General features: G+C 40.9%; 21 protein-coding genes. 17 read left to right on the forward strand and 4 right to left on the reverse strand.

Annotated features, from left to right (window positions below; genetic code table 11):
* Positions 1-101 precede the first annotated feature (101 nt).
* From LKD41_RS07965 to LKD41_RS08040, 16 genes are all read left to right on the forward strand, one after another.
* A complete protein-coding gene (locus LKD41_RS07965) occupies positions 102-701 on the forward strand; it encodes a zinc dependent phospholipase C family protein (protein WP_022243375.1) in 600 nt (199 codons plus the stop codon).
* Between the two features lie 103 nt (positions 702-804).
* Positions 805-981, forward strand: coding sequence for a hypothetical protein (locus tag LKD41_RS07970; protein WP_022243374.1), 177 nt, complete (start codon positions 805-807; stop codon positions 979-981).
* 201 nt (positions 982-1182) lie between these two features.
* Complete coding sequence (gene mraZ, locus LKD41_RS07975) at positions 1183-1614, forward strand: division/cell wall cluster transcriptional repressor MraZ (protein WP_022243373.1); 432 nt, start codon at positions 1183-1185, stop codon at positions 1612-1614.
* Between the two features lie 10 nt (positions 1615-1624).
* Positions 1625-2572 (forward strand): 16S rRNA (cytosine(1402)-N(4))-methyltransferase RsmH, encoded by a 948-nt coding sequence (gene rsmH / locus LKD41_RS07980; RefSeq protein WP_022243372.1) that lies wholly within the window; start codon positions 1625-1627, stop codon positions 2570-2572.
* Positions 2573-2586: 14 nt separating this feature from the next.
* On the forward strand, positions 2587-3075 hold the full coding sequence (locus LKD41_RS07985; protein ID WP_022243371.1) for a hypothetical protein: 489 nt from the start codon (positions 2587-2589) through the stop codon (positions 3073-3075).
* 20 nt (positions 3076-3095) lie between these two features.
* The gene (locus LKD41_RS07990; RefSeq protein ID WP_022243370.1) at positions 3096-5132 is read left to right on the forward strand and encodes a peptidoglycan D,D-transpeptidase FtsI family protein; all 2037 of its coding nucleotides are present in this window, start codon (positions 3096-3098) and stop codon (positions 5130-5132) included.
* Between the two features lie 68 nt (positions 5133-5200).
* The gene (locus tag LKD41_RS07995) at positions 5201-7006 is read left to right on the forward strand and encodes a peptidoglycan D,D-transpeptidase FtsI family protein (protein WP_227700883.1); all 1806 of its coding nucleotides are present in this window, start codon (positions 5201-5203) and stop codon (positions 7004-7006) included.
* 94 nt (positions 7007-7100) lie between these two features.
* Positions 7101-8054 (forward strand): phospho-N-acetylmuramoyl-pentapeptide-transferase, encoded by a 954-nt coding sequence (gene mraY, locus LKD41_RS08000; protein WP_117698314.1) that lies wholly within the window; start codon positions 7101-7103, stop codon positions 8052-8054.
* A 19-nt stretch (positions 8055-8073) separates the two neighbouring features.
* Complete coding sequence (gene murD / locus LKD41_RS08005; protein WP_227700884.1) at positions 8074-9435, forward strand: UDP-N-acetylmuramoyl-L-alanine--D-glutamate ligase; 1362 nt, start codon at positions 8074-8076, stop codon at positions 9433-9435.
* Between the two features lie 6 nt (positions 9436-9441).
* A complete protein-coding gene (ftsW, locus tag LKD41_RS08010; RefSeq protein ID WP_022243366.1) occupies positions 9442-10563 on the forward strand; it encodes a putative lipid II flippase FtsW in 1122 nt (373 codons plus the stop codon).
* Between the two features lie 3 nt (positions 10564-10566).
* Entirely contained in the window at positions 10567-11316 is a 750-nt protein-coding gene (locus LKD41_RS08015) for a cell division protein FtsQ/DivIB (protein WP_022243365.1), read from the forward strand.
* A gap of 156 nt (positions 11317-11472) precedes the next feature.
* Positions 11473-12708, forward strand: a complete 1236-nt coding sequence (gene ftsZ, locus LKD41_RS08020) for a cell division protein FtsZ (RefSeq protein ID WP_022243364.1) — start codon at positions 11473-11475, stop codon at positions 12706-12708.
* 330 nt (positions 12709-13038) lie between these two features.
* Entirely contained in the window at positions 13039-13839 is an 801-nt protein-coding gene (locus tag LKD41_RS08025; RefSeq protein ID WP_117947022.1) for a sigma-E processing peptidase SpoIIGA, read from the forward strand.
* 36 nt (positions 13840-13875) lie between these two features.
* A complete protein-coding gene (sigE, locus tag LKD41_RS08030; protein ID WP_022243362.1) occupies positions 13876-14616 on the forward strand; it encodes an RNA polymerase sporulation sigma factor SigE in 741 nt (246 codons plus the stop codon).
* 92 nt (positions 14617-14708) lie between these two features.
* Complete coding sequence (locus LKD41_RS08035; protein WP_227700885.1) at positions 14709-16313, forward strand: MBL fold metallo-hydrolase RNA specificity domain-containing protein; 1605 nt, start codon at positions 14709-14711, stop codon at positions 16311-16313.
* Between the two features lie 245 nt (positions 16314-16558).
* On the forward strand, positions 16559-17143 hold the full coding sequence (locus LKD41_RS08040; RefSeq protein WP_227700886.1) for a hypothetical protein: 585 nt from the start codon (positions 16559-16561) through the stop codon (positions 17141-17143).
* Positions 17144-17204: 61 nt separating this feature from the next.
* Here LKD41_RS08040 and LKD41_RS08045 read toward each other — a convergent pair whose 3' ends face one another.
* Positions 17205-17843, reverse strand: coding sequence for a lactate utilization protein (locus LKD41_RS08045; protein WP_022243359.1), 639 nt, complete (start codon positions 17841-17843; stop codon positions 17205-17207).
* Positions 17844-18039: 196 nt separating this feature from the next.
* On the opposite strand from LKD41_RS08045, the gene LKD41_RS08050 reads away from it, so the two are divergent.
* A complete protein-coding gene (locus LKD41_RS08050; RefSeq protein WP_227700887.1) occupies positions 18040-18465 on the forward strand; it encodes a PaaI family thioesterase in 426 nt (141 codons plus the stop codon).
* Here LKD41_RS08050 and LKD41_RS08055 read toward each other — a convergent pair.
* From LKD41_RS08055 to LKD41_RS08065, 3 genes are all read right to left on the reverse strand, one after another.
* On the reverse strand, positions 18460-21069 hold the full coding sequence (locus LKD41_RS08055) for an ABC transporter permease (RefSeq protein ID WP_227700888.1): 2610 nt from the start codon (positions 21067-21069) through the stop codon (positions 18460-18462). The genes LKD41_RS08050 and LKD41_RS08055 overlap by 6 nt on opposite strands.
* Positions 21066-21749 carry an ABC transporter ATP-binding protein gene (locus tag LKD41_RS08060; protein WP_227700889.1) on the reverse strand — a complete coding sequence of 228 codons (684 nt, stop codon included), beginning with the start codon at positions 21747-21749 and terminating at the stop codon, positions 21066-21068. Before LKD41_RS08060 ends, LKD41_RS08055 begins: the two co-directional genes overlap by 4 nt.
* Before the next feature lie 87 nt (positions 21750-21836).
* Positions 21837-22841, reverse strand: coding sequence for a sensor histidine kinase (locus LKD41_RS08065; protein WP_227700890.1), 1005 nt, complete (start codon positions 22839-22841; stop codon positions 21837-21839).
* Between the last annotated feature and the right edge of the window lie 19 nt (positions 22842-22860).

Here is a 22860-nt window from a genome sequence, read left to right on the forward strand (position 1 = left end):
GGGATTGCTCTTTTTGTTTGCAAACTCCCTAAAATAAAGGTTTTAGAACAAAAAAGAGGTAGTCTTTTGACACTACCTAGATGGTAAACAGGAGGAAGCAAATGAGAAAAAAATCACATATTTTGCTGGCACGTTATATTGCAAAGAATACAGAGGATGAAGAACTTAAGAAACATAGACTGTCTTTTTATATTGGCAGCATCCTGCCGGATTGCAAACCATCTTTTGTATATAAGAAACATGAAATCAATGGGACGTTTCCGGATGTGAAAAAGATGGTGAATCAATTGATTTTTGGTAAACAGCAGGGAAAACTGACCCGTAAACGCCGGTATTATATGAATCTCGGGCAGGTAACGCATTATGTAGCTGATTATTTTACTTATCCGCATAACAAGATTTATCCGGGAAACTTAAAGGATCATTGTTCCTATGAAGAACAATTGAAACGAAGCCTTAAAAATTATATCATGAGCCGGAATATGGAAGCAGGGGAAAAAGTGCAGGCTGATTTTTCTGATGCAGAGGCACTGTATGAATATATTTTAGAGAGGCATAAACAGTATCTTGGAAGAAAAATTAATATAGAAACAGATATTCGGAATATAGTAGCAACCAACCGGATGCTGGTGGAGGCCATTGCCGATTTGTTTTATAAAACACAGCATAAGGAAAAAATGCCGCTTGCTGTCGAATATTGACGAAAAAAGATGTTATATTTTGTTTGATTTTTGGTGATGAGCAGAGTAAAATGAATTTACAAAGAACAACACAGAGATGGGACACAGCATAGGAGAAATGCTTATGGATGAAAGGGAAGCACTTCGCATTGCGATTGAACGTGCAAGAATCCGACTGGATGAAGCACTGGAACGAGCGAAAAGTATGGATGAATGCTATGACCTGAGCCTGGAAGTGGACAGACTGATTGAGAACTATGTATCGCTATGTGAGCAAAAAGAACTTGTACCAATAAGATAAAAGTAAAGAGTAAGTGAAAAGAAGTACATTGAGAAATGTGCTTCTTTTTTTTGTGCATTTTTATGTGTAGTATATTGATTTTTTCCCAAAAGTGGGGTAATATGTATTCATAAGTGGAGGAAAGTGGTTGAAAATGGCACAAAGTGGTGGATAAGTTGATAACTTTGTGGATAAATAGCAACCGGACTGAGGTGTTTGACAATGTTCATGGGAGAGTACAGTCACAACATAGACGCCAAGGGCAGAATGATTGTTCCTTCCAAATTCAGAGAACAGCTCGGTGATGAGTTTGTAGTAACGAAGGGTTTGGATGGGTGTCTTTTTGTGTACCCAAATGAAGAATGGCAGAACATTGAAGAAAAATTCCGCAACGTACCACTTACCTCAAAAGATGCAAGAAAATTCTCACGTTTCTTCTTTGCAGGAGCAACAACCTGTGAAGTGGACAAGCAGGGAAGAATTCTTCTTCCGGCAGTGTTAAGAGAATTTGCCGGATTAGAGAAAGAAGTCGTATCAGTCGGAGTCTTAAAGCGAATTGAGATTTGGGACAAGAACAGATGGCAGGATACCAATACTTATGATGACATGGATGAAGTTGCAGAACACATGGCAGAACTTGGCTTGAGTATCTAAAGGAGTGAACATGGAATTTAAACACACATCGGTTCTCTTGCATGAGACCATAGACAATCTGAATATTCGCCCGGACGGAATTTATGTAGACGGAACGCTCGGTGGAGCGGGACATTCTTCCGAAATTGTAAAAAGGCTGAATGAGAACGGAAGGCTGATAGGAATTGACCAGGACGAAGATGCAATTGCAGCAGCCAGTGAGCGGTTAAAGGATTATTCTGATAAAGTAACCATTATCCGCAGCAATTACTGCAATATGAAAGAAGAATTGAACCGTATCGGAGTGACGAAGGTAAATGGAATCCTTCTTGATCTGGGAGTATCTTCCTTTCAGTTAGATACACCGGAGCGTGGATTTACCTACCGGGAAGAAGATGCACCACTGGACATGAGAATGGATCAGCGTCAGACATTAACGGCAAAAGATATTGTAAATGATTACAGTGAATCAGAGCTGTATCGTATCATAAGAGACTATGGGGAAGACCGGTTCGCAAAGAATATTGCAAAGCATATTGTCGCAGCCCGGGCAAAGAAACCAATTGAGACAACCGGAGAGCTGACCGCAATTATCCGGGCATCCATACCGATGAAAGTGCAGAGTACTGGCGGACATCCGGCAAAGAGAACGTTTCAGGCAATTCGTATTGAACTGAATCGTGAGCTGGAAGTCTTATCGGATACCCTGGATGAGATGATAGACCTTTTAGAGGAAGATGGAAGAATCTGTATCATTACCTTCCATTCCCTGGAAGACAGAATTGTAAAGAATATCTTTCGCAAAAATGAAAATCCATGTACCTGTCCGAAAGAATTTCCGGTGTGTGTATGTGGCAAAAAACCAAAAGGAAAAGTAATCACTAGAAAACCGATTCTTCCAACGAAATCTGAAATGGAAGAGAATCCGAGAGCAAAAAGCGCAAAATTAAGAGTATTTGAACGGCATATCAATGACTAGGGAGAGACGTGAAAATGGAGAAGACAAGAAGAAATTATCGAACACAGACTTACATAGATGGAAACACTGTCCGTAAATTAGAAGCTGCACCGGATTACCGCAGAGAACAGGAAGAAAAGCAGCGGGAGGAAATCAGACAGCGCAACAGACGTATGGCGCAGAAGAATCAGGAGAAGTCAGCACATATGGATTTGGGTTATGTGGCATTTTTATCTGTATCGCTGCTGGTTATGTGTGTGGCAGCAGTGCTGTATATCCGTCTGCAGTCTGGAATTACAACGCATTTAAAGACAATTTCTGCATTAGAAAGCCAGGTGGCTGAATTAAAGGCAGATAATGATGCGGCAGAAAAAAGAATCGAGACAGCAGTAGATCTTTCAACCATCAAGGATATAGCAATGAACCAGCTTGGCATGAGCTATGCGGGACCGGACCAGATTATACATTATACGGTTGATAAAGAAGATTATATGAATCAGTTTGAGGATATTCCGAATAAGTAGGAAACAAACGTGGTGGTAAAATGGCAGGAAAGAGACGCGGCGGAAAGAAAATAGCAAAATTTAGTAAGAAAATGCAAAAGAAACTTGTAGTGCTGTTTGTAATAATAGCACTACTTTTGTTGGGATTAATTGTAAGATTGATGTATATTGAACACACCAGTGGAAAGAAATACGAAAAGAAAGTATTATCCCAGCAGAAATATGACAGTACGGTCATTCCTTATCAGCGTGGAAATATTACAGACTGCAAGGGAACGATACTGGCAACCAGCGTGGATGTATACAATGTGATATTAGACTGTAAGGTATTAAACAGTGATTCGGCAGATATTGACCCGACCATCGATGCACTGATAACCTGTTTCCCACAGCTGAATGAAACCGATTTACGTAATCTGATTACGGATAAGCCAAAGAGCCAGTACAATGTTCTGGCAAAGAAATTAAGCTATGAAGAGATTCGGGCGTTTGAAGATATGCAGGCGGCAGAAAAGGAAGCTTCCGATAAGAAGAGCGGCGATGCAGAGAAAAAAGGAAAAATTAATGGAGTCTGGTTTGAAAAAGAATACCAGAGAGAATATCCATATGGTTCTCTGGCCAGTGCGGTAGTAGGATTTACTACCAGCGGTAATCTGGGAATGAATGGAGTGGAAAATTCCTATAACAGTGTTCTGAATGGAACCAACGGAAGAGAATATGGTTATCTGAATTCCGACAGTAATTTTGAGAAGACAGTAATCGATGCCCAGAATGGTAATGATGTTACACTGACCATTGATGCAAATATCCAGAAAATCGTAGAAGATAAGATTGCTGCATTTGAAGAAGAATACAGGGATGCAGCAAGAGAAGGTGCTGGAAGTAAACATGTGGGAGTTATTGTAATGAACCCCCAGAATGCTGAAGTGCTTGCCATGGCAAATTATCCAAATTATGACAGTAGTAATCCAAGGGATTTGTCTGCCTATTATACCCAGGAAGAAATTGATGCTATGGATGACGATGCAGAACTGGATGCTTTAAACCAGTTATGGTCTAATTTCTGCATTACTTATACTTATGAACCGGGCTCTACCGTAAAACCTTTTACCGTAGCCTGCGGTCTGGATACCGGAACTTTAGACCCGAACCGTACTTTTATCTGTGATGGATACGAGACGATTTCCGGTCATGACATTCACTGTGTAAATACCAACGGACATGGACTTGAAACAGTAGAAGATGCCTTAAAGAATTCCTGTAATGATGCCCTGATGCAGATGTCTTATGATATCGGACCTGAGAATTTCTCTAAGTATCAGCAGATTTTCGGCTTTGGTACCAAGACAAATATTGATTTACCGGGAGAGGCAAGAACCGATTCCTTAATTTATACCGAAGACCAGCTAAGCACCATTAACCTGGCTACCAATTCCTTTGGACAGAACTTTAATGTTACCATGATACAGGTGGCAAGTGCTTTTTGTTCCATTATTAATGGTGGTAACTATTATCAGCCACATGTGGTAAAGAAAATAACAGATGAAAATGGGAATGTCATACAGGAAGACAATGGAACCTTGTTAAAGAAAACAGTGTCTTCATCTACCAGTGAATTATTAAAACAGTATCTTTATGCAACGGTTTCCGATGGTACCGGAAAATATGCAAAAGTGCCGGGATACTCCATGGGTGGAAAGACCGGAACAGCACAGAAGCTTCCTCGAGGACAGGGAAATTATCTGGTTTCCTTTATTGGTTTTGCACCAGTAGACAATCCGCAGCTTTTGGTATATGTAGTAGTAGACGAACCAAACGCAGAAGAAGAGTTTCACAGTACCTTTGCACAGGAAATCGCAAAGGGAATTTTCGAAGAGACACTGCCTTATCTTAATATTTATCCGGATGAGGACATTGTTGTAACAGAAGAGACAGACCCGGCAGAAGCACCGGCAGATGGAACAACAGATGTTCCGGATTCTGCACCGGAGGATTCTATGGTAGACCAGACACCGGATATTGCAGAGGAAACAGTACCACCGGAGGATGGTTTACAGCCACAGGATGTAGCACAATAGAGAAAACAACATAACCTTGTAAAAGTTGTAATAGATTATAATAACTGCTTTTATGAGGTTATGTTTTTATGTTTCAGCAAAAAATGCAGGAGGAAGAAGAAAACAGATTTTGCATCTATCGGAATAAAACCTTTAACCGACGAAAAATTATGATTATTTTTGTGGCAGTATTACTGCTGATGGTATTTCTGATGGGACGACTGGTGTATCTTATGATATTCTGTTCAGAATATTATGGGGTCCGGGCGGAGAACCTCCATGAAAGAGAAAGGGATATCAAGGCGGCAAGAGGAAATATTTATGACAGAAATGGTGTGGTTTTAGCAGAAAATAAGACGGTATGTACGATTTCTGTGATTCACAGCCAGATAGAAGACCCGGAAAAGGTAATTGCAGTTTTAACAAAAGAGCTTGGCATGTCAGAAGAGACAGTGCGGAAGCGGGTAGAGAAGGTTAGTTCCATTGAACGGATTAAGATGAATGTGGAGAAAGAAACCGGAGATGCGATTCGATCTTATGAACTGGCGGGCGTGAAGATCGATGAAGATTATAAACGGTATTATCCTTATAATGAATTGGCTTCTAAAGTAATCGGATTTACTGGCGGGGACAATCAGGGAATTATCGGAATAGAAGTAAAATATGATGAATATCTGGAGGGCATCAATGGAAAGATACTTACATTGACAGATGCCAGAGGCGTAGAGATCAAAAATGCCGGAGAGCGGCGGAGTGAGCCGGTAGAAGGAGATGACCTTTATTTAAGTCTTGATTATAATATCCAGATGTATGCAGCGCAGGCGGCAGTAAAGGTGCGGGAGGAAAAACAGGCAGACAGTGTCAGCATCCTTGTGATGAATCCACAGAATGGCGAAATCCTTGCCATGGTAAATGAACCGGAGTTTAATTTGAATGAACCGTTTGCCTTAAATACGGAGATTGACACGGAATTGAGTGAAGAGGAGAAGCAGAATGCTTTAAATAAAATGTGGAGAAACCAGTGCATCAATGACACTTATGAACCGGGATCCACTTTTAAGATAATAACAGCATCCGCAGCCTTGGAAGAGGGAAAAGTAAGTCTTTCTGACCAGTTTAACTGTCCGGGCTATAAGATTGTGGAGGACAGGAGAATCCGCTGCCATAAAGTGGGAGGGCATGGGGCAGAGGATTTTACCCATGGCATTATGAATTCCTGCAACCCGGTATTCATAGAAATCGGACTTCGTATCGGTTCCGACCGCTTCTGCGATTATTTTGAACAGTTTGGTTTATTATCCAGGACAAATATAGATTTACCAGGGGAAGCATCCACTATTATGCATAAAAGAGAAAATATCGGTCAGGTGGAGCTTGCAACCATGTCCTTTGGGCAGTCCTTCCAGATTACACCGATTCAGCTTGCAACTACGGTTTCCTCTATTATAAATGGAGGAAACCGTGTGACGCCGCATTTTGGCGTGGAGACGAAAAATGCAGAAGGAGAAGTGACACATACTTTTGTCTACGGACAAAAGGAACATATTGTAAGCGAAGAAACTTCCGCCACCATGCGCTATTTGCTGGAAAAAGTAGTATCTGAGGGCAGTGGAAAGAATGCGGCTCTTGAAGGCTTTTCTATTGGCGGCAAAACCGCAACGTCCCAGACGCTTCCACGTAGTGAAAAAAGGTATATTTCTTCTTTTTTAGGCTTTGCTCCGGCTGACGATCCGCAGGTACTTGCCTTAATTATTATCAATAATCCACAAGGCGTTTATTATGGTGGAACCATAGCAGCACCGGTCTGCCGGGATTTGTTTTCCAATATTCTGCCATATCTTGGCATTGAGCAGGCACCGGTTACAGAAGATGCGGAAATTCAGGAAAATCCGTGAAACTTTGGGGAGATATCTTGCAGGAAAGCTCTAAATAACGTATACTAGATAAGTTGAAATGATATACAAAAAGAAAATAAAAAGAGGTGCAGTTATGACGTATCATGTTATTCTTCCGGTTATTATCGCTTTTGCAGTGAGTGCATTGTTAGGACCGGTCGTAATTCCTTTTTTAAGAAGATTGAAAGTTGGTCAGACGGAGCGGAAAGAGCTTGAATCCCATCAGAAGAAAATGGGAACCCCTACCATGGGTGGATTGATGATTATCGCAAGTATTATTGTAACCAGTCTGATTTATGTAAAAGATTATCCGAAGATTATTCCGATTCTCTTTATGGTAGTAGGATTTGGCGTAATTGGATTTTTAGATGATTATTTGAAGGTTGTACTGAGACGGTCGGATGGACTGCTTGCATGGCAGAAAATGTTATGCCAGCTTGTAGTGACCACTGTTTTTGTGGTATACATGGTGAAGTTTTCAGATGTTTCCCTTACGATGCTGCTTCCATTTTCCGGTGGAAAATACTGGAATATTGGCTGGCTTGCAATTCCGGTCATGTATTTTGCAGTAATCGGAACTGTAAACGGAGTCAACTTTACCGATGGCTTAGATGGTCTTGCTACCAGCGTAACCATTATCGTAGCAACCTTCTTTACTGTAGTTGCAGTGGGAACCAACAGCGGAATCGAACCGATTACCTGTGCTGTAGTAGGTGCATTGATGGGCTTCCTTCTGTTTAATGTATATCCGGCAAGTGTATTTATGGGAGATACCGGTTCTCTTGCACTGGGTGGATTTGTGGCAGCTACCGCATATATGCTTCAGATGCCAATTTTCCTTCTGATTGTGGGACTGATTTATCTGGTAGAAGTATTATCTGTTATCATTCAGGTAACCTATTTTAAAAAAACAGGTGGAAAGAGAATTTTCCGTATGGCTCCGATTCATCACCACTTTGAATTAGGTGGATGGTCAGAGACCAGGGTAGTGGCAGTATTTTCAATTGTAACAGCAATCTTATGTCTGGTTGCATTGATTGGATTATAAAGAGACAGGAGTGAATAAAATGGAATTTCAGGAGAAAAATGTACTGGTATTTGGCTCTGGGAAAAGTGGAATTGCTGCAGCAGAGCTGTTAGAAAAACAGAATGCGAATATTTTCGTTTTTGAAGGAAATGAAAAGCAGAGTGTAGCAGAAATCAAAGAAAAATCGGAGAGCTTTGCCAAGGCAGAAATCTATGTGGGCACCCTTCCGGAAGAAGTGATGGATAAACTGGATTTTGTTGTGTTAAGTCCGGGTGTTCCAACCGATTTACCATTGGTAAATGCCATGCGTGATAAGAAAATTACGATTATTGGTGAGATTGAGCTTGCTTATCAGGTGGCAAAAGGAAAAATCCTTGCAATTACAGGAACGAATGGCAAGACGACAACCACTACACTGGTGGGAGAAATTTTATCCAATTACTTTAAGGATGTAAAAGTCGTAGGAAATATTGGAATTCCATATACATCGGTAGCGGCAGATACCACAGAAGAAACGGTAACAGCAGCAGAAATCAGCAGCTTCCAGTTAGAGACAATTGTAGATTTTGCTCCGGATGTATCTGCTATTTTAAATATTACACCGGATCATCTGAACCGTCATCATACCATGGAAAATTATATTAAGGCAAAAGAGGATATTACAAAGAATCAGAAAGCAAACGATGTCTGCGTCTTAAATTATGAGGATGAAGTACTTCGCAAATTTGGGGAATCCTTATCCATGAAAGTGCTCTGGTTTGACAGTAAAAAGCCGGTACAGAATGGATGTTATTTAAATGGTGAGAAGATTATTTATGTCTCTGAGGGCAAAGAGGAAGAAGTCATTGATGTCAATGAGCTAAATATTCTTGGAACCCATAATTATGAAAATGTTATGGCGGCAGTTGCCATGACCATAAGTATCGGAGTACCGATGGATGTCATTGTAAAAACACTGCGTGAGTTCCAGGCAGTAGAGCATAGAATTGAATATGTTACAGAGAAACGTGGCGTAAAATTCTATAACGATTCAAAGGGAACAAACCCGGATGCAGCAATTAAGGGAATTCAGGCAATGAACCGTCCGACACTTCTCATTGGCGGTGGCTATGATAAGCAGTCTGAATATGATGAATGGATAGAAAGCTTCGATGGTAAAGTAAAGAAATTAGTATTAATCGGAGTAACAAAAGAGAAGATTGCAGACTGTGCAAAGAGACATGGATTTACAGATTATGTATTCGCAGACAGTCTCGAAGAGGCCGTAAATATCTGCTATGACAATGCGGTTTCCGGTGATGCCGTATTATTATCACCGGCATGTGCAAGCTGGGATATGTTTAAAAGCTACGAAGAACGAGGAAGAATATTTAAGGATTTGGTGCGCAATTTAAAGGAGTAGTGATTTATGGGCCGCAGACCGGGAAGAAAATCAGGCACAAAAGAAAAGACAATTAAATATTTTGACTATACACTTTTGTTTGTTATTATTTTCTTAGTGTGTTTTGGTCTGGTTATGCTGTACAGCACCAGTTCTTATAATGCACAGATTGAGTATGGCGATGGAACTCATTATCTAAAGCGGCAGGCATTTGCATGCTGCCTTGGATTTGCTGCCATGTTTGTGATTTCCAAGATTGATTATCATGTGTGGAAGAGGCTGTATGGTGTGGCATACATAGGCGCATTTTTACTGTGCGTTTCCGTTATCTTTTTAGGATCGAATGGAAATGGTTCTACCAGATGGTTCCGCCTTGGTCCGCTTTCTTTCCAGCCATCTGAGTTTGCAAAGCTTGCTGTCGTTATTTTTCTTGCAACGGTAATCAGCCGCATGCAAAAGAAGATTGGCAATCTGAAGGAACTGATGAAGGTAATGGTTTTACTGCTTCCGCTGGTTGGACCGGTTGCTTATACGAACTTAAGTACCGCGATTATCATTGTGGGTATCGCAGTGGCAATGGCGTTCGTGGCAAGCCCGAAATATGCGCAGTTTGTGGGAATGGCAATCGCAGTATTCGCTTTCGGAGCAGTCTTTATTGTACTGGCAAGCTATCGTGCAGAACGTATCAAAATCTGGCTCCATCCAGAGAATTATGATAAAGGTTATCAGACCATGCAGGGCTTATACGCCATTGGTTCTGGAGGACTTTTTGGAAAAGGACTTGGTGCCAGTATGCAGAAGCTTGGGTTCGTACCGGAAGCACAGAATGATATGGTATTTTCCATCATCTGTGAGGAACTTGGATTATTCGGAGCAATCTGCCTGATTTTGCTGTTTATCTTAATGCTGTGGCGTTTTATGGTAATTGCCAATAATGCGAAAGATTTATATGGTGCATTGCTGGTGGTTGGTATTATGGCTCACATTGCCATTCAGGTAATCCTTAATATCGCCGTTGTAACCAACAGTATTCCAAATACCGGTATCACACTTCCTTTTATCAGTTATGGTGGTACTTCGGCATCATTCCTCTTAGCAGAAATGGGACTTGCGTTAAGTGTTTCCAGAGGAATTCAGTTGGAGGGATAGGATATGATACGAGAAGAGCGCAGAAAGAAGAGAAGAAGAAAACATATCCTGATTGGATTTCTGACTACACTGTTGATTCTGGCACTGGCAGCACTCATTGTAATCAAGGTATTTACCGTAAAAAATGTCGAAGTAGAAGGCAATAAATTATACAGTGATGAGCAGATTAAGGAATGGGTCTTAAATGATGACTATTCCTGGAATACATTATATGTATATTTTAAATATCGTTTCTTTGATACACAGGAAGTTCCGTTTATTGATACGATGGAGGTGAGTGTCAAATCACCGCATACCCTTCATGTAGAAGTATATGAAAAAGGACTGCTGGGCTACTTATATATGGATTCTCTGGGACAGAATGTCTATTTTGACAAAGATGGTTTTGTAGTGGAAATGTCTACAGATGTCATCGAAGGAGTACCGCAGATTACCGGACTGACTTGTGGGGATGCAGTACTTTATGAAAAGCTTGACGTAAGCGGAAAAGATACCCTAAAGGATTTGCTGGCAGTAACCCAGACCTTAAAGAAGTATAATCTGGTTCCGGATACCATCAATTATGATGACCAGGGAAATGTAACCCTGCAGTACGGAACGATTACGGTGAATCTTGGACAGGCAACCAGCCTTACGGAAAAAGTAGTTCGTATGGAGAAAATCATGCCAAATCTGGAAGGACTTACAGGCATTCTTCATCTGGAAGACTGGACAGAAGATACCACAGATATTACTTTTGAAAAGACGGCGTAATTTTTTCAAAAAAACAGAAAATATAGGTTGATTATTTTTACGAAAAATTATATGATAGAGTATATGAGTAAATAAAAGCATACTTTTTATGAGAAATCTGTAAAGCAGATTTCTCATAAATTACATATAGAATGAGGGAGAGAAGGAGGAACTACCTTGCTTGAAATTAAAACAACAGAAGCAGAATCCAGTGCTAAAATTATTGTAATTGGTGTTGGTGGCGCAGGTAATAATGCAGTAAATAGAATGATTGATGAAAATATTGGTGGTGTTGAGTTTGTTGGAGTAAATACCGATAAACAGGCATTACTTTTATGTAAAGCACCTACGTTGATTCAGATTGGTGAGAAGCTTACCAAAGGACTTGGAGCAGGAGCACAGCCAGAGGTTGGAGCCAAAGCTGCAGAAGAGAGTATGGAAGAACTGTCAGCAGCTATTGAAGGTGCAGATATGGTATTCGTAACCTGTGGTATGGGTGGCGGAACCGGTACAGGAGCAGCTCCTGTTGTGGCAAAGATTGCAAAGGATCAGGGAATTCTTACCGTTGGTGTTGTAACTAAGCCATTTAAATTTGAAGCAAAAGCAAGAATGGTAAATGCTTTAAGCGGTGTTGACAAGCTTCGTGAGAATGTAGATACCTTGATTGTAATTCCAAATGATAAATTATTAGAGATTGTAGACCGCAGAACAACCTTCCCGGATGCATTAAAGAAGGCAGATGAGGTGCTTCAGCAGGCAGTTCAGGGAATCACAGACTTGATTAATATGCCGGCATTGATTAACCTTGACTTTGCAGATGTTCAGACTGTTATGAAGGACAAGGGTCTTGCACATATCGGTATCGGTATGGCTAAGGGTGATGATAAGGCAATTGAGGCAGTCAAACTGGCTGTTACCAGTCCATTACTCGAGACAACTATCAATGGAGCAAGCCATGTTATTATCAATATTTCCGGTGATATTTCTCTTATGGATGCCAATGATGCAGCAAGCTATGTAGAAGATCTTGCTGGCGATAATGCAAATATTATCTTTGGTGCAAAATATGATGAGACTATGACAGATGCTGCAACGATTACTGTAATTGCAACAGGACTGGAAGAGAATGCAGCAAAAACCACTGCATCTTCTAATCTTATGTCCGGATTGAAATATCCAAATACAGCAGCAACCACCAGACCGGTCATTAATTCCGGACTTGTAAACCGTACTGCTAATGTTACAACCAACAGCAGTTTCGGAGCAACATCTACTCTGGGACAGACTGCTGCACAGCAGCCGGCTCCGGCAGCTTCTCCATTTATTGGAATTACCAAACCAAAGAGACCGGAAAGCACTGTTCATGAGAAGGATATTAAAATTCCGGAGTTCTTAAAGAGTACCAAAAAATAAGAACTATCATTTTGAAAAGGATAGCAATAAAATTATAGTGTAAGAGTAGAAAAGGAATTTGAAGTTCCTATATGATACGACGCTTAGAACATTTGAAATGTACCAGATACTGGTGACAGCCATTGTTCTAAGCGTTTTTTTGCGTTGTCAGGCATCCGTAAGAAGCTGCCGGTGGCAGTTTCTGTAGGTAAGATTTGCAGAGTGCATTACGTTTCTTTTGCAACTTCCCTGCCGGGCAGTCGGATTCTGTCAATGAAATGAAAGAATGGCGGCATCTGTTTTGACAAAATATGCAGAGGAAAGTTTGTATAATGCAGGAAAGGAAGGGAGGTGGCATGTATTTATGAGATATATTTAGATGTTCTTTTTGTCAATAATTTCCTGATGGATGTGCTGAATCTGTTCCTGACAGGCATTTTTTTGCGGAATCTCATACATAAGGGCAGGATACTGCTTGCTGCCTTATTTGGAAGTGGTATGGGAGTCATTTGTTTTCTGATGCTTTCATCCTATAGATTGTATCGGCTGATTATGTATGTACCGGTTCCGCTTGGCATGGTTATGATTGCATTTTTTACGAGGAAACATACGACACAAAGAGTCGCTTTTCTGATAAAAAACTGGCTTGGCTGTTTTTTGTTTTCGATTCTGACAGGAGGCTGCATGCAGTGGCTCAATAAGAGCCTTTTTTATGGGCGGCATTTTTATCTGGCAATGGTGCTGACGGCGGGAATTGCTGTGTCAGCATCCATAATATGGCGCAGCAGAAAGGAGAGAAGCCGGCATCTTTATCAGGTGCGTCTTTGTTATCATGAACATGAATTGCTGTTAGAAGCCTATTATGATACCGGAAATCTGCTGATCGACCCCTATGTGGGAAAACCGGTCAGTATCATAGATAAAGAGCTTTTGATGCCGATTTTCCGGGAAGATGAGCCGGTAGTACGACTGTTGCCGTTTAGCAGTATGGGAGAGAAAAACGGCTTGGTAGAAGCACTTACCGTAGAAGAACTTTATATTAAAGAAGGAAAAAAAGAGCGGCAGATTTTACAGGCGGTGATTGCACTTGGAAGTCCATCGTTGTTTCAAAAGAAGGAATATCAGATGATTTTAAATTGCCATCTGCTATAGGATGGAATGTGAATAAGAGAGGAAAGAGGAGTTGTAATGTATTTAAAAGTAGATATACCGGAGCATTTTCAGTTTCGCATTGTGCGTAGTTTAAAAGATATGCTGCTTCGTAAGGAGACGGAGATTCACTATATCGGAGGGGCAGAAGTGCTGCCGCCACCGCTTCCGGCGAAAGAGGAAATGGAATGTATCGGACAATTGGTGAAGGAGCAGAGTGAGACTGCAAGAAAGAAATTAATCGAGCACAATCTGAGGCTTGTAGTATACATAGCGAAGAAATTTGACAATACGGGAGTAGGAGTGGAGGATTTGATTTCTATTGGAACCATCGGATTAATCAAGGCAATTAATACTTTTAATCCGGAAAAAAATATCAAGCTTGCAACCTATGCCTCCCGATGTATTGAAAATGAAATTCTGATGTATCTGCGTAGAAATAATAAGACGAAATTAGAGGTATCCATTGATGAGCCGTTAAATGTGGACTGGGACGGAAATGAATTACTACTTTCGGATATTTTAGGAACAGATGAAGATGTCATTTACCGGGATATTGAGACTGAGGTTGAAAAGAAGCTTTTGAATAAAGCAATTGAGCATTTAAGCGGCAGGGAGCGGACGATTATTGAACTGCGGTTTGGCATCAATTCGAAAAATGATAATGAACTGACCCAGAAAGAGGTGGCGGATTTATTAGGAATTTCCCAGTCCTATATTTCCAGGCTGGAGAAAAAGATTATGAAACGATTGAAAAAAGAAATTGTGCGATTTGAATAAAAAACGAATAAAATGTATACATTTTTTGTCCAATATGATAAAATAATACTATCATAAGTTCGACAATAAAGAGATGGCGAGGAGATGGTATTATGTTATTGGAGTTTTTAGGGGCTGCACATGAAGTAACTGGAAGTTGTCATTTTCTGCAATGTCAGGATAAGCGGATACTGGTGGATTGTGGTATGGAGCAGGGACCGGATTTATATGTGAATCAGGAGATTCCGGTGAATGCATCCAATATTGATTATGTGTTTGTAACACATGCCCATATCGACCATTCAGGCTTACTTCCATTGCTGTATAGTCATGGATTCCGGGGACAGATATTTGCGACAACAGCAACCAGCGAACTTTGTAATATCATGTTAAAGGACAGTGCACACATCCAGATGTTTGAAGCAGAGTGGAGAAACCGTAAGGCTAGGAGAGCCGGATTACCGGAAGTAGTGCCTCTTTACGATATGGATGATGCACAGGGGGTTTTAGAGCATTTTGTACCATGTGATTACAATAAAATCATTGAAATCTGTGATGGAGTAAAAATCCGGTTTGTAGATGCAGGACATCTTCTTGGTTCATCCAGCATTGAGGTATGGCTGACAGAAGAAGATAAGACCGTGAAAATTGTATTTTCCGGAGATATCGGTCATGGCAATAAGCCATTGATTAAAAATCCGCAGTTTATCGATGAAGCAGATTATGTATTGATTGAATCAACTTATGGTGACCGGATACATGCAGATCCGCCGGATTATGCACCGGAACTTGCGGCAGTAATTAAGCGGACATTTGCAAGAGGTGGTAATCTTGTCATTCCGGCATTTTCTGTAGGTCGTACACAGGAAATGCTATATCATCTGCGACGGATTAAGACAGAACATCTGCTGCCGGAGTTTGAAGATTTTGAGGCCTATATCGACAGCCCGCTGGCTGTGGAGGCAACAAATATTTTCCATAAGAGTGTAGAGGACTGCTTCTCTGATGAAGCAAAGAAATTAGTGGAGCAGGGTATTAATCCGATTGGATTCCCGGGACTGAAAACGTCTGTTACCAGTGATGAATCCAAAATGATTAACTTCAGCAAGAAACCATTGGTTATCATTTCTGCTTCCGGTATGTGTGAGGCTGGCCGTATCCGCCATCATTTAAAACATAATTTGTGGAGACCGGAAAGCACGATTCTGTTTGTAGGATATCAGGTACCTGGAACCTTGGGTCATGCACTTTTGAATGGAGCCAAAGAAGTAAAACTTTTCGGTGAAAATATTCAGGTACATGCAGAAATTTTAAATCTTCCTGGTATCAGTGGCCATGCAGACCGTGATATGCTGACAAAATGGGCATCAGCATTTAAAAATCCACCAAAGCGTGTCTTTGTGGTACATGGTGAGGATAAGGTCTGTGATGAATTTGCAGAGCATCTGCATACGGAATTAGGCTATCAGGCGGTTGCACCATATAGTGGTGATACCTATGACTTATTAGAAAATGTCTGTGTTCATGAAGGAAACCGTGAACTGGTTGAAAAGAAGAAAGACAAACCGGCAAAGGCATCCTCTAATGTGTTTGCAAGACTGCTGGCGGCGGGTCAGAGGCTGCTTAGTGTCATTCAGAAGAATGAAGGTATCCCAAATAAAGAACTTGCGAAATTTGCTGACCAGATTAATTCTTTGGCAGATAAGTGGGACAGATAGGAAGTTGAAAAGGAACTTGGAAATAAAGAAATAGAAAAGTATCATGAAAAGTAACCAGAAAAGACATTCGTATCCGGGAAAATGCCTGTGCGGATGTCTTTTTTTACTCGAGAAACTCGCAAAGCGTGTTTCTCGCTACTTGCTGTCAAGCATTTACAAATGACTATGGAAAAAGAAGAAATATTCCGATATATAAGTGTAAGATAAAATGCAAGGAACAGATTACGAAATCAGGAGGAGATGCGATGGCAGTCAGACTGAATTTATTTTCCAATACGGAGCAGGATACAAAGAAGGTATCTACGGTGGAGGAATTGCCGCAGTATATGCTGAAATGCATTTATGATAATAATGTGGCAGAAGAAAGTGAAGAAGCAAAGCAGGAAAAAATGGCAAAAATCAAGCGGAAATTAGAGGCAGGAAAGAAACTGACCAAAGAAGAACTTTCCTGGCTTCAAAGAAATGACCCCATTGCCTATGCCCATGCAATACGTGTTCAGATGATTGCAGAGGAAGTGGAGAAAGAACTGAAAGCTGCAAAGAGCAAAGAAGAAGCAAATCGTATTGTTTCCACCGCTGTTTCCGGTATATCGGACGATGACCCGGATAAGGAATATATTGTGGCTGCGGTAAACAGAGTGTCAGATGAATTTCATAAATCCGGTGCCTATAGCAGACTGCCGGGAACTCAGGAAAGTGCAGAAAAGAGAAAACAGAAAAAGAAAAATGGGATTTCTTTCAAGAGAGAGGATGAAAAGGAAGAACTGATGAACTGGAGTCCGTTGCAGGAAGTCGTTGAGAAACTGCCGACATTTACAGCAGGAGCATAGGATAAAATAAAAATCCGCATATCAGAGTATATCTGGTATGCGGATTTTTGATGAAATCGCATTAATATCCTAATTCTTCTCCGATGAGAATTACTTTAATTCTTCCCGGAATACCACTTCTTCTTGTGATAACAACCTGATTGCAGATACACTCCGGTGAGAGGCAGTCTGCGCACATTCCGGTGAGTGCACATGGTGTTTTCTTATTAAGACGGATGCAGTTGGCAGGAGTAGCAGTATTATGTACCCGGTCAAGAGCTTCGTCAACTGTTTTTACAACCTTATTCATACCGGCCATAACGATGACTTCCTTCGGGCCATAGATGAGTGCTGCAACCCGGTTGCCATTTCCGTCAATATTGACAAGCTGTCCGTCAGAAGTGATTGCATTGGAACTCATAAAATAATAATCTGCATTCAGACACTGATGATAAATTGCAGTTGTTTCTTCCGGTGTGGCAGCTTTGCTTCTGTCATAAAGTGTGATGTCAGTCTTATTTTGCAGAGCAGCCATCATACCACTTTCGGTTAAAGTCATGGAACCGCCAAAACCAACGGTTGCCTGTGTCGGCAGCATGGAAGTGGCAAGTGCAACGGCTTCTTCTTTGGTGGCACAGTAATATGCGTCAATCTGTCTTTTCTTGAATTTTTCAATCATGGACGTAGCGAGTGTTTCATAAAATTGTTTCTTTGGATCCATAAAGATACCTCCTTGATGCGTAAGTGTATGGTGAGAAAAATTCTTAATATACACCATACAAAATATATTACATCATAGGATGGGGATTTGGCAATCCGAAAAGTCAGATAGATTGTTTCATTGACAAAAAACATAAATGAGCACAAAATGGGTACAAATAAAGGATAAAAGATACATGTAAGAAAAGAGGAATCTAATGCAAAACGAAAATAAAATTACAATAGAAGAATGCCAGAAATTATTAGAGCAGAATCCCTTTGGAAGTCTGCTGCAGATGAAGATAAAAGAGGCAGAGCTTGGAAGGGTAAAGGCAGAACTGCCATTCAAAAAAGAGTTTACAAATATCTATGGAGATTTGCATGGTGGAGTACTGTATTCGGCAGTGGATACCATATGCGGAATTGCGGCAGGAACCTATGGATATTATGTGACTACTGTGGACGGACAGATCCGCTATTTAAAAGCGGCGCGTGCAACAGAATATGTTACATGCACCGCCAAAGTGGTAAAACCCGGAAGAAATATTACGGTAGTATCATTTGAAATTATGGATTCCAATGGAATGCTTTTAAATACCGGTGATTTTACCTTTTATAATCTGAAAGAAAAAGAGATTTTATAAATTTTCATTTTTTAATGCATCCATGGTATTTTCAGAAGAAAGCTTACGCATGGAATAAATCATAGTTGCAGCAACCACTGTAAATACACTGCCAATAGCAATCACGAAGCTGTACCATGGAATAAAGAAACCAAAGTCAATGCCATCACTGACTGCCTGATAAATAAGCCAGGTGATTCCGATGGAAACCGGAAGTCCGTAAAGAAGCCCTTTGCAGCCATAGAGCAGACATTCAAACTGCATCATTTTGCGGAAGCCTTTCGGAGAAAGACCGATGGATTTTAACATGGCAAATTCACGTTTCCGTAAAATAATATTGGTAGAAATTGTGTTAAATACATTGGCTGCCGCTATCAGCGAAATCAATGTAATAAATCCATAAGAGAAAATATTGATAACGGTAATTATGGCACGCTCATTTTCAATGGAATCCATATAGTCATAGATATCAGCTGAAATATTTTCACTGTCAAAGAGCGTATTTAAATCTGTCTGTACCTGTTTGTGGTTATCTGTTTTTATATAGTATGAATTTTCCAGTGAACTATCCGGGTTCTGGCTGAGTGCCTGCCAGAGAATATCCTTACAGGAATATGGGAAAATAAATTTCGCATAATCGGAAGGAGCACTGACACCGAAAGGAATTGTATCACTGAAAGCACCAGCGGTGACGGTGCAGGTATTTTTCACATCTTCGTCTAAAGCGGATAATACAATATCCTGCGAAGAAGGATTGGCGAAAATATTAATGTCATAGTATTTGTCATTGAATACATGAAGCCGGTCTATCAATACACCCGTTGGATGATCAGAATTCTGATAATCGGAAGGATTTTCACCGATTTCTTTTAAATAATCTTCAAATAAATAATCCTCCACAAAATAAATCAAAGCGGTAAGCTCGTAGGAGTCATCTGCCGGGAGTGTATTGCTGTAATAAGCCTGTTCATAATCAGAATAGAAACTTTCAAATTCTTTCGAACAGTCTTCTTTGGCTACTGTAAAGCAGGCAGCGAAGCTGGCACCGTAAGAAGCCTTATCTACACCATCTAAAGCACGGATTTTTGTTAAAAGCGTATCCGGGTCATAGTTATTTTCGGAATATATCGTGCAGGAAAGTTCATAGCCGTTTCCGTTATAAATGCTGCCGGCGGAACGTGTCAGATAAGCACAAAAGCTGCTGGCAGAAATAAACAGTACAATACTTAAGAAAAGTGAGATAACAGTAGCACGGTATTTGCTGCGGCTTCGTTTATAGTTTTTTGCAGCAAGCATTCCTTCAAAGCCAAATAATTTTTCCGTAAGTGGAAATGTATGCACTTTTTTGGAACTGATGTTAATATCACTGGTCTGCCGGATGGCTTCTAAAGCAGATAACTTCATGGATTTCCGTGCCGGCAGGTAAGCAGAAATCAATACCGTAATAAAAGCGAGGATGACGGCAATCACAATTCCGGCAACGGATGGCTGCAGGGTCAGGTGCAGTGTGGTGTCACTTCGGTACAGTATGGCAAGAGTATCACCAGTGAAATAGAAGGTAATGCCAATTCCAACTAAACCGAAGAAGATTCCAAGCGGAATACCGATAAGACACAGGAAAGCCGCTTCAAACAGGATGCTGTGAATCATCTGGTGTCTGGTTGCACCAAGGGATGAAAGCAGACCAAATTGTCTGGTTCGTTCACTGATAGAAATGGAAAATGCATTATAAATCAGTGAGATAGACCCAAGTACGATAATTGCAATCAAAATAACTGCGAGACTGGTGACGGTGCGGTTTAAGGAATCCTCCATGGATGCTCCGTCAAGCCGCAGTAAATCATAGTTCATGGTATAAGAATATGGTGCATTCTGCTCTAAAAAACTGGATACATCTTTGCTGTTATAAAGACAGAAGTAGATATCCTGATAGGATGTCCGGGCAGAAGAGAGAGTCAGTGCTGTATAACCCGGAGCATGAAAGCTTTCAAAGGAAGGTCTGCTGTAAAAACCTACCACCTGATAAGTTTTTGACTCCGTATTTGTAATGGATTCTAACGGAATTACTTTTCCGTCTTTTGTTTTTTCTGACTTATTACCAAGCAGTGAAGTGTTATTATCTAAAACAAAACCTTCTTCATTGACACGTTCTCCGACATCCAGTGTAATTTCATCATTTAAGTTATAAGCAATGCCTCCGTCATAGGCAAGGTGCTCTGGAAGCAGAAGTTCAGAATCGTTTTCCGGCATCCGTCCTTTCGTGATGTGTACCGGAAGAAGAGTAGTAACATCATCCGTTACACCGCAGATATAAAGGTATGGTTTGTATTGGTTGGCGGAATCTTTAAGATCGGCATATCCAATATATTTTAAAGAAACAGAAGAGTCGATTTCATCATGGGAGAGAAAATCTTTTGACTCTGATTGGGTGACACGAAAAGCGGCACCCTGCCAGCTTCCTTCGGTATCAATGGTATATTCCTTCATAAATGCATGAAGAGAGCTGATGCTGCTGGTAACTGCGGTAAACATGGCAGTAGAAAGAATAATTCCGATAATCGTGACGATGGTACGGGTTTTATTCTTCTTTAAGTTGGTGAGTGTGATTTTGTGGAAGATATTCATGCACGAATCACCTCATCCCGTGTAATTTTGCCGTCTTCAATGGCAATGATGCGGTCTGCCTGAAGGGCAATGTTTTCATCATGGGTAATGACAATTAAGGTCTGGTTAAATTTCTGGTTGGAATATTTTAAGAGTTCCACAATTTCCTGGCTGTTTTTGGAATCTAAGTTTCCGGTAGGTTCATCGGCTAAAACCACAGCAGGAGCGTTCATTAATGCACGACCGATGGAGACACGCTGCTGCTGACCGCCGGAAAGCTGGTTTGGAAGATGATTTTCCCGTCCTTTTAAAGAGAGAATTTCCAGCAGTTCATTTAAATGCTCTTTGTTGACCGGGCGTCCATCCATGCGGACAGGAAGTGTCATATTTTCAACGACATTCAGCACCGGAATCAGATTATAGAACTGATAAATCAGCCCGACCTGCCGTCTGCGGAAGATGGCAAGCTGTTCCTCCTTTTGCGCATAGACATCAGTGCCCTCCATATAGACTTTGCCGGAGGTTGGTGTATCGACACCGCCTAAAATGTGAAGCAGTGTGGATTTGCCGGAACCGGATGGCCCGATGATAGCGAGAAATTCGCCTTTGTTGACAGAAAAAGAAACGTGGTCTAGGGCAACCACCTGATTTTCTCCTGTTCCATAGATTTTGGTGAGATCTTCAGCTCGTAAGATTTCCATAAGTAACTCCTTTCCATTTGATGCGATTCTAATGAGAAGTATAAGCATCCCGGATGACAGGAGCATGACTTTTCAGTGACAGTTCTGTCACTTTTTATAGAATTTCAGGATAAAACGTGCACCGCCTTCTTTACGGTTTTCTGCTTTTAAGGTTCCGTTTTCTTTGGAAACAATCATACGGGAGAGGGAAAGACCGATGCCAATGCTCTGACCGGTGGCATTTTTTCCTTTGTAAAAGCGTTCAAAAAGATGCGGGATATCTTCCTGCAGAAAACCACTTCCATTGTCTTCAATCACGATAGAAACATAGATTGGATTGTCGGTAACCATAACATCAATCCTGCCACCGGAAGGCGTGTGCTCCATGCAGTTCTTTAAGATATTTCCAAGGGCTTCCGCCGTCCATCGTAAATCCGTAGAAAAAGAAAAATCCTTCGGCTCTATGGTTTCATGATACTGGATATCGCGAAGCTCCAATGGAATAAGCAAAGGTGCAGCCGCAGTGGAGAGCAGTTCTTTGGCAGAAGTTTCGGTCTGGTGAAAAGTAATGGTTCCTGCGTCCATGGAAGATAATTTCAGCAAAGTTTCAATGAGCCAGTCCATCCGGTCAATTAGCATGGATAATTCCCGCAGGGATTCCCTTCGCTTCTCATCGGAAAGAGCCGGCTCTTTTAAGAGAGTCAGCAAAAGACGGATGGAAGTAAGGGGAGAGCGGAGCTGATGGGAAATATCAGCCATGGCATCCGCAAGATATTTTTTATCGTTTTCAAGAGCCTGATTCTGTTCCACAAGGCGTCTGGTCAGCTTGGCAAGCTCATTTTGTAAAATTGCAAGTTCTCCTTCCATATAGTCGCTGAAATCACCACTGCTGTTACTGTGCAGCATCGCATCTAACTGCTGACTTAAGGATTCCACCTTCCGGTAACGTTTTCTGGTGAAAATAATAAAAATAAGAATGAAAATAAGTGATGCAAAAAGGATGATTACACCACAGATGGTATCAAAATAAAATCCGATACCTGCAAAGATAAAGCATACAAGCAGTTGCAGAAACAGGCATTTTTTGATTTCGGGATTGCGTAAAAATTTCATAAAGACTCCTTTGGGAAAA

This window comes from Roseburia sp. CLA-AA-H209 (genome assembly GCF_020687575.1).
Taxonomy (GTDB): domain Bacteria; phylum Bacillota; class Clostridia; order Lachnospirales; family Lachnospiraceae; genus Roseburia_C; species Roseburia_C amylophila.